We start from the raw sequence: 7,219 nt of genomic DNA on the forward strand, positions 1-7,219 counted from the left end.
TAACGTCCCTCACACTAAAGTCAACCTACAAACCGAGTTCCTCGAACGTCTGCTTATCCAATAGTTTTAATTGATTGAGTGTGTACATCTTGCCTTGTGGGTCAACGAATCGGTCAATGTCATAGCCGCCTTTTTTGTAAAGCTCATAGCGACTTTTCCCTAACCACTCTCTTTGAAAGCTAGGTGATTGGCCGCTGAACCACGATGAATAATTAGTATTAGAGTTCACTTGACCAATAATGCCATCTCGCTCATCTTTGGGTATTCTACTGACTGGCCTTGTGTCTGCGACAAATGGGCGCCTCCCAATTAAGTTCCCATCCTTATCACAGCCAACCAAGATTGTGCGGCAGTTAGGGTGATACGGTGGGCGAGAGAATGAATCACTCTTGTGATAAACCTCTCCATCTTTCGAGGCGCACAATTTACTCGTTCTGCCATCCAGCGTTGCAACTACTTTTAGATAGTCGTAACCGAGTTGTGAAAAAGTATCTTCAACCACCTGGTTACTTACATGACTTCGTATTGTTCGCACATCACGCTCTATAGCGCTCCTTGTCACGTTTAATATTCCATCCTGATAGTTGAGTCGCTTCGTGCCTTTAATGCGCTGTACAATCTGCTGAGTCGTATCTCCGTTGGTTATTCCGCTACGTATTGCATATTCAACACGCTGTTTTGTGTCATCTGCGATTTTCGAAAAAAGCTCATCGACTAGAGCGCCGCCAGACATGGGGATATTTTTAGCTTTGGAATAAAGCCTTTCGCCTGATATCGATTTAGTTAGTTGCTCGCCTGCCAGTGATGCTGTATAGACCGCTTCATAAGCTGACAATGTGACCGCGCCCGTTGACACACCCTGCCGAACCTCTTCATGCACTGAGTCTCGCCAGCTCTTAATCAAATCGCGAATTTTCCGCAACTCCGGCGTCGTATACTTTCCGCCACTCAAAGCAACAAGCTCATACTCGCTTAAATTTTCGAGGTAATTTCGCAATTGGTTGAGCATATCGCCAGAAACGACATTAAACTCTCTAAGTATTTCATTAATATTATAGGATGATGCGCGATATAGGTAAGCCTGATGCCGAGTGATTGCGTTAAGAAACGCTAAATTAAGCCCCTGTCCGCTCATAAATTACCTCAGTCACAGTGCCATCATTTTCAGCTTCAACCCTTAATAACTCCTCTTTATAGTCAATGTCTGGCAACTTGCCTGTACCAATGTACTCCCAGTAAGTTTGGAATGATATTTTACCTGCAAGAGCACCTTCATAAAGCTGTCTTGTCAAATCGATATCATAAGTAGCATTATTGAAATCTGGTTTTACAGTAAATGCATAGTCATCGGGATTAAAATTGAGCCATATTGCCATGCACTTCAAGCCTTGCTCGACTGCTTCCGCCGCGCACATCACCATACTATGCAAGCTAGCATGTTGGTCATTTTGTCTTGCGCGCCTAGCTTCCCCTGACTCCTGAGCTTTAGTGTCAATAACCTTGGCACCGGCCTCTAATGCAGCATTTTTTTGCGCGTCCATCTCAGCCTTGGTCTTATCGATGCCAACACCAGTAATTTCCAAATACCCACATTGCGCGTCCTTCGGTAAATCCCACGCAGCCATCACGCCTGTGATAGTTATATGATCGCCATCGCCTAAACCCGAGACCCAAGGCTGAGGGTGTGCAGTATGATGAAGCGATTGATAATAATCCGCACTTAGCTGATATGACTTTAAAGCCGCCTTTGCCATAGTAAGTAATGGAACTGAGCCAACCTCGGAGGTGTTATCTGTTGTCCCACAGAAGATGAACGGGATAAAGTTAAGCAAGTCTTTGCCTAATCTGGGCGTCCTGTCATCTATAGAGTCACCATCGTGAAGGCTTATAACCAGCTTGCCATTCACCAGCTCTAACACGCGATAAACCGTTTTTGTATCATGCCCGAACTTATCTTCACTGTTGTTAAATTGTTCTTCTAACACAACAAGGTTTAGGTCTTTTCGCCCGCCAACACTATTTTCTTTCCAATTTGTAATTGAAAGTGCGTCATACAATGCGAAATAAGGAACCCCATCCTTATCAACGTCGATGAGCAAACCACAGCGCCCATGCACAAGAAGATTACGCACCACACGAATGAAAAGCTGCTTTAACCCAAACCCATCGCTAGTTGCGTTCTCCTCCACCCCCTGCAACTGTTTGTTTGGTATTCTGATTTCAGGATTCAGCTTAGAAACCAACCCTATCATCGTCCTGAGAGAATCTTGCACCCACAATGGATATTGCGCTCTGTTTACATAGCCAGCGTATATTTTCTTCCCGCTATCTCCTAGCCTTTCAGCCTCAACCATGCCAGCCGATTTGGGCAAATAAGTTTCCCCCGACTCCTTTATTTTTTCTTCGCCAGCAATTGCGTCTTGCATAATCTGCCAGCTTTTTTTAGCCGCCAAGTATTGCGGATGTTTGTCTGTAACAGCCATTTTCTGCCCTCAAATCATGCCAGCGATTCTACGCCGCTTAAATGTTCTATTTTTGACATTCCGCCTACTCACCGCAAAATACCTAAACCCATCAGCATCATGTGATGTGTAGTCGTGAAGCGGTTTATCTTTCCAACAGCCTCGCTTGTCATCCCACTCTTTGCGGTAAGCTTCAAGGTGTGCAATGCCTTCACTACATTTATGCTCATCGAACACGCAAAGTGGCAGAATTTCACGCACCGCTTCGATACCTTCATCGATAGACACTCTCGGCACCACTTCAAATCGTATTGAGTAAATCTGCCCGTCGATTTCGTACCCTTCACGCGCTAATTCACGCCGAGATTTCGCATCAGAACCAAACTCGCGGTTATCGATATCATGAGGGCCATTGTGACTTGCATATGTGTAGCCTTTGTCTTTCAGCACTTTCATGTAGTGCCGTAGACCTTCACCACTGTTTGAGTAGTGATCAATGACGTGGAATTCTTCGCCCACTTCACGAATAAACCAAATTGATGTTGAATCACCCACACCAATATCCCAGTACGTGTGAACCGGTAAGTGCGAGTTATCAGGAAGTGTGCCAATGCGTTTATTTTCGTACAGGAAGCGGAACTGCTTAGCGTAGTAAGCGCCTTCAACCGATTGCTGGAATGCCTCAGACGGTATTGACGGGTATTCCCGCTTCATATCGTCGCCAAGCGTTTTCTCTTTGGCGTAGTACCATGCTTTTTGTCGCTCGTTTAATTGAACACCATGTTTGCTGGCTATCTCATCGAAGTAATCAACTAGCCGCTGTGGTAATTGCTCAACAGGGTCAATGGCATATTCGGGATTCTTCCACCATGAGAAGAAAAAGAACTTCCAGTCTAGGTTAGAGAGAGTCTTATTCTGAATTTGCGCTTTCTCAGCAGACTGGCAGTAATCATAAAAATAACCTGCTCGACCTTCCGCTGTGCTTTCAATTGTCGTGAAACAATCGCTTGATACTGCCTCAAACGCACCAGTAACAATCTCACGGGCTTTCTCTGGATACTTGGCGCATATCTTACCGAACTCAGATACATGTAAATATCTGAGCGTTCCGCCACGAAATGACGTGCTGATATAAAGTGAGCCGCCTTTGCTAAAAACCAATTCACCAGCCGCATCATTACTCGCTGGATTTGCTGCTTTAATTTCATCAGGTAATTTTTCGTAGGCATACTTTATCTTTTCCCTGAATAGTCGCTTAGTGTCATTTAGCGTATGAGCTATCAATGCACATTTAGCCGCCTCAAATAACGCTGCATCTAATTGGATGATGCAGACCTCAGTCGTAAAACCTAGTTGCCGAGCCTTTAAGATAATGTTTCGCGTGTGCATCCCTTCAAAGTATTCAAGCTGCTCAGGCGTCATTTTAAATCGAACTGGCTTACCTTCTTTGTTGGTGATCCAGTAAAGATGATTCAATCGCCAGAGCTTATCTCTCAATAATGCAAGATGTTCTGGCTTCATGGTTATTCCTTAGATAAGTCGTCCATTAGTTCTGATAGCTGACTAGCTGTCTTATTCGGCTGAGCATCATCAAGCCCGTATGCTTGACGCTCAAGCCCAACCAAGTTTTTGAGTGTTTCACTTAATGCTTTGGCTGACTTAACGCGCTCAGGCAGGGAGATGATTGAGTGATAAATTTCATTGAGTTTGTCGCGTCCGTTGTCATCAGGACTAAACATTAACTCGCCAAGTTTTCTTAAAGCTGGCACATCAGCACATTCAGCAGATAGTTCATCAAATAAGTTGTTAGTTAATTCTCTAGCCCTTCGAATATCGCCTCTATGCTCCATGCGGACATTAGCGATAACCTCGGCATTAGCCTCAATAAGTTGCCGTTCTGAAATAGCCTTTTCGGTGGCAACCAGACTGGCAACCTCCCTTTTGGCAACCAAGTTTTCAGCCCTAGCCTTAACCTTTGCCTTTAAATCTCGCTCCCATCCTTCTTTCTTGGCGCGCTTACTTATCGCCTGATGGGTTATCTCGTATTGAGATGCTATTTCCCTTATGGACATCACGCCAGCTCGGTAAGCCGACTCGATGGCCTCCCAATCTGGTCTTTTAGCCATATCCATTCCTTAAATAAAAAAGGCCACTAGGGCCTATTGTAATGTTGCAGTGTGTGATGACTGTTGATGACTTGGAAAAACTAGAAGCCCTTGCATTCCTGACTTTCCAAAAGCCTGAACGCATCTAGCTTCAAAATCTTTATAGTCAATGCAACCGTTAGCTAAAGTAGTGACAGCGACTAATTGATCCTGCACCAGTTGTAAAGCTTCTGGTTTTAGGTATTGGTGTATTTTATCTTTACTGTCCTTTGCCATCTGCTTAGCTTCTTCATAAACAGAATCAGGCAACACGGCTTGGTATACCCACTTAGCTGTTATCATCCCGAATAGCGATGGACAACCACCAACATGACCAGAATAAGGCAAACCAGACATTCGGCTTAATGCTTGATAGAAAGGTTGTTGAAAGCGCTTCTCCCATGATGTTGGCTTATCAAGTAAGAATATCGCATTGATTCTCTCATCATTATAAACTGGCATATTACCACGGATAAGAGCATCAATTTGTTCATCACACCATATTTCAAAATCAACGGACAGCCAGCGAGCGAAACGCACTGCTAGTTTTGGGTGCAGCCATGTTCCGCCACCCCTATCTTTCCTAGCTTTGCTAGTTTTTACATACGGGATTTTCCCGTATCTACCTTCAAGTGCTTGAATATAGGCTATTGTTTCAGGAAGCCTGACCCACTCATTGGGCACTTTCCCAAATTTAGCTGCTATATCGGTAGCATTGATCCATCCGTCGTTATTAAAACGCACAGGGTGCCCATCATATTCGAGAGGAATAATATTATTCATACGTATTACCTTCATTTGAAATGAACCCTCGTTCACATAGGAAATCAGCCCGTCGAAGCTCGCCAGCCATAACTGACTTCCTCGAAGGCTCATATCAAAGTGATTGGATTCGACGTTTTAGAATTGCTCTGTGAATGAGCGGTGAAATGCGTAAAGTTCGCAGCTTAGCGATACTCTGCTAAGCAACTTCTAGTCTGTTCCTAGCAGTCAAGATAGCGATCACCCCCTTAAATGGTGGGATAATTACACCTATTAAAAAGCTTCTGATTCATTGGAAGATAAATAAATTTACATAATCAAACTTATTTTTAACTACCATGTAACTAATTGAATAAACTCTGTATAGAATTAGTGCCGTCCTTAAGATGTACACAGCAAAGATTATTTCCTTTTCAAGCCTCAACACCAGGGGCTTTTTTTGCCATTAAAAAGCCCCTGATTTCTCAGAGGCTCATTATTCGCTTGCATATTTTGAATGCGTCAACTACATTTAATGTGATATTCATTAGTTCAACAGATGTACTTAGCCCGCGGTGTGTGGGCTTTTTTTATTCTTTCGGAATGCTTTTATCCAGTTCTTCCCGGAATTGATCTGGCTTATCAAAACCCTGCGTTGCCATGATATTTCTCCATTAAAAAGCCCCGCTATTTTGCGAGGCTCAGATTTGTAATATCTGCTTGAGATTACTACCTTTTTAATGTTGTGGTTATTCACGATTAACGTATAGTGACGTTACATTCATGAACTATTATTCTCTACTTTGCCTCGATATCTGGGGCATTTCTTTGTTGTTCAATTTCCCGTATTGCTTTCTTGTCGATTAGCGTTTGAGTTTTTCAATCTCTACACGGTCAGGGCGACGGTAATTGAGGATGTAATCTGGTAGTTTTGTGAATTTGTTATCTCTGCCTTTACCCACAACAGATACAGAATCGACTACTGATGATGTGTCAAAAGTTTCATCATATTCATGCAATAAAGCAGCCATTTTATCTTGCCACTCGGCGGGCATTTCATGCATTAGCACCCGAGGAATAACTAAGAATGATGCATATGACAGCCCGAACCAATCCCACAGATTACCGCTATTTTTTGGTTGTGTTATTTCTTTCATATTCAATCTCTCGAATGGCTTTCTTGTCCAAGTTGCACTTTGCTATTGAGTTCATGGCATCAACTAGCAGTTGTGGCATGTCGCCCCAGTCCACTTTTTCAGGAATATCAGGCTGAGGACAATCAGCGGTTAACTGTGCTGGTATTGGTGGAGACTGAACGGGAATCAATACCTCTTTTGTACTTGTGCAACTCACTAACAACATCGTCAGGCACAGCAGTATTAGCGCACTCATTGTCTTTGAGTACTGTTTTGATAACAGTCTTAACTTTGACATGTTCTGAGTCCTCTAATTGCTTTGCTTTGATGTTGTCGAGCGATGCTTGATAGTGAAGAGTTATTGCTGATTGGGTTACTTTGTTGATAGACTCATGCGCCAACAATTGATTATTCAGCCTGTCAATTTTCCCGCTTTGCCAGCCAATAAAGGCACACATAGCCAAGGTAATGACAACGCTAACAACTATCTCACCAAGTTTCACAGCAAACTCCACGCTTTTTCGAACATAGCCTCATCGTAGGGTTGCGTGCCATTTTCATGACGAATGATTGCCTTGGCCAGTTTAATTGTGGTTGCCTTATCATAAAGACTGATAACATCAGTAGGCGATACACCCAACTCTTTAGCTACACCGTTAATATATGCTCGGGTGTTGTTTTCATTCGTCGGAGCCCAGCGGTCAATCAGGCCTGATACAGTTTTTAACCCGTACTT

At 43.4% G+C, this 7,219-nt stretch carries 8 protein-coding genes and 1 pseudogene; all 9 read right to left on the reverse strand.

The genetic code is table 11. The features are described from left to right. Window positions 1-25 precede the first annotated feature (25 nt). Window positions 26-1,135: a minor capsid protein gene (locus tag PR675_RS18930; protein ID WP_272582872.1), complete on the reverse strand. Its 1,110-nt coding sequence runs from the start codon at window positions 1,133-1,135 to the stop codon at window positions 26-28. Further along, the gene (locus PR675_RS18935) at window positions 1,116-2,483 is read right to left on the reverse strand and encodes a DUF4055 domain-containing protein (protein WP_272582873.1); all 1,368 of its coding nucleotides are present in this window, start codon (window positions 2,481-2,483) and stop codon (window positions 1,116-1,118) included. Before PR675_RS18935 ends, PR675_RS18930 begins: the two co-directional genes overlap by 20 nt. 9 nt (window positions 2,484-2,492) lie before the next feature. Continuing rightward, the gene (locus PR675_RS18940) at window positions 2,493-3,983 is read right to left on the reverse strand and encodes a terminase (protein WP_272582874.1); all 1,491 of its coding nucleotides are present in this window, start codon (window positions 3,981-3,983) and stop codon (window positions 2,493-2,495) included. Between the two features lie 2 nt (window positions 3,984-3,985). Next, window positions 3,986-4,588: a hypothetical protein gene (locus tag PR675_RS18945; RefSeq protein ID WP_170833832.1), complete on the reverse strand. Its 603-nt coding sequence runs from the start codon at window positions 4,586-4,588 to the stop codon at window positions 3,986-3,988. Between the two features lie 33 nt (window positions 4,589-4,621). After that, window positions 4,622-5,389, reverse strand: coding sequence for a KilA-N domain-containing protein (locus PR675_RS18950; protein WP_272582875.1), 768 nt, complete (start codon window positions 5,387-5,389; stop codon window positions 4,622-4,624). Between the two features lie 821 nt (window positions 5,390-6,210). Continuing rightward, entirely contained in the window at window positions 6,211-6,504 is a 294-nt protein-coding gene (locus tag PR675_RS18955) for a hypothetical protein (protein ID WP_272582876.1), read from the reverse strand. Continuing rightward, entirely contained in the window at window positions 6,476-6,739 is a 264-nt protein-coding gene (gene lysC, locus PR675_RS21050; RefSeq protein ID WP_439652923.1) for an Rz1-like lysis system protein LysC, read from the reverse strand. Before lysC ends, PR675_RS18955 begins: the two co-directional genes overlap by 29 nt. Further along, a complete protein-coding gene (locus tag PR675_RS18960) occupies window positions 6,627-6,986 on the reverse strand; it encodes a hypothetical protein (RefSeq protein WP_004916433.1) in 360 nt (119 codons plus the stop codon). Before PR675_RS18960 ends, lysC begins: the two co-directional genes overlap by 113 nt. Continuing rightward, window positions 6,983-7,219 (reverse strand): annotated as a pseudogene (locus PR675_RS18965) (structural protein); the annotation flags it as partial. The gene PR675_RS18960 and the pseudogene PR675_RS18965, both read right to left, overlap by 4 nt.

The organism is Providencia sp. PROV261, assembly GCF_028477945.1.
GTDB lineage: Bacteria > Pseudomonadota > Gammaproteobacteria > Enterobacterales > Enterobacteriaceae > Providencia > Providencia stuartii.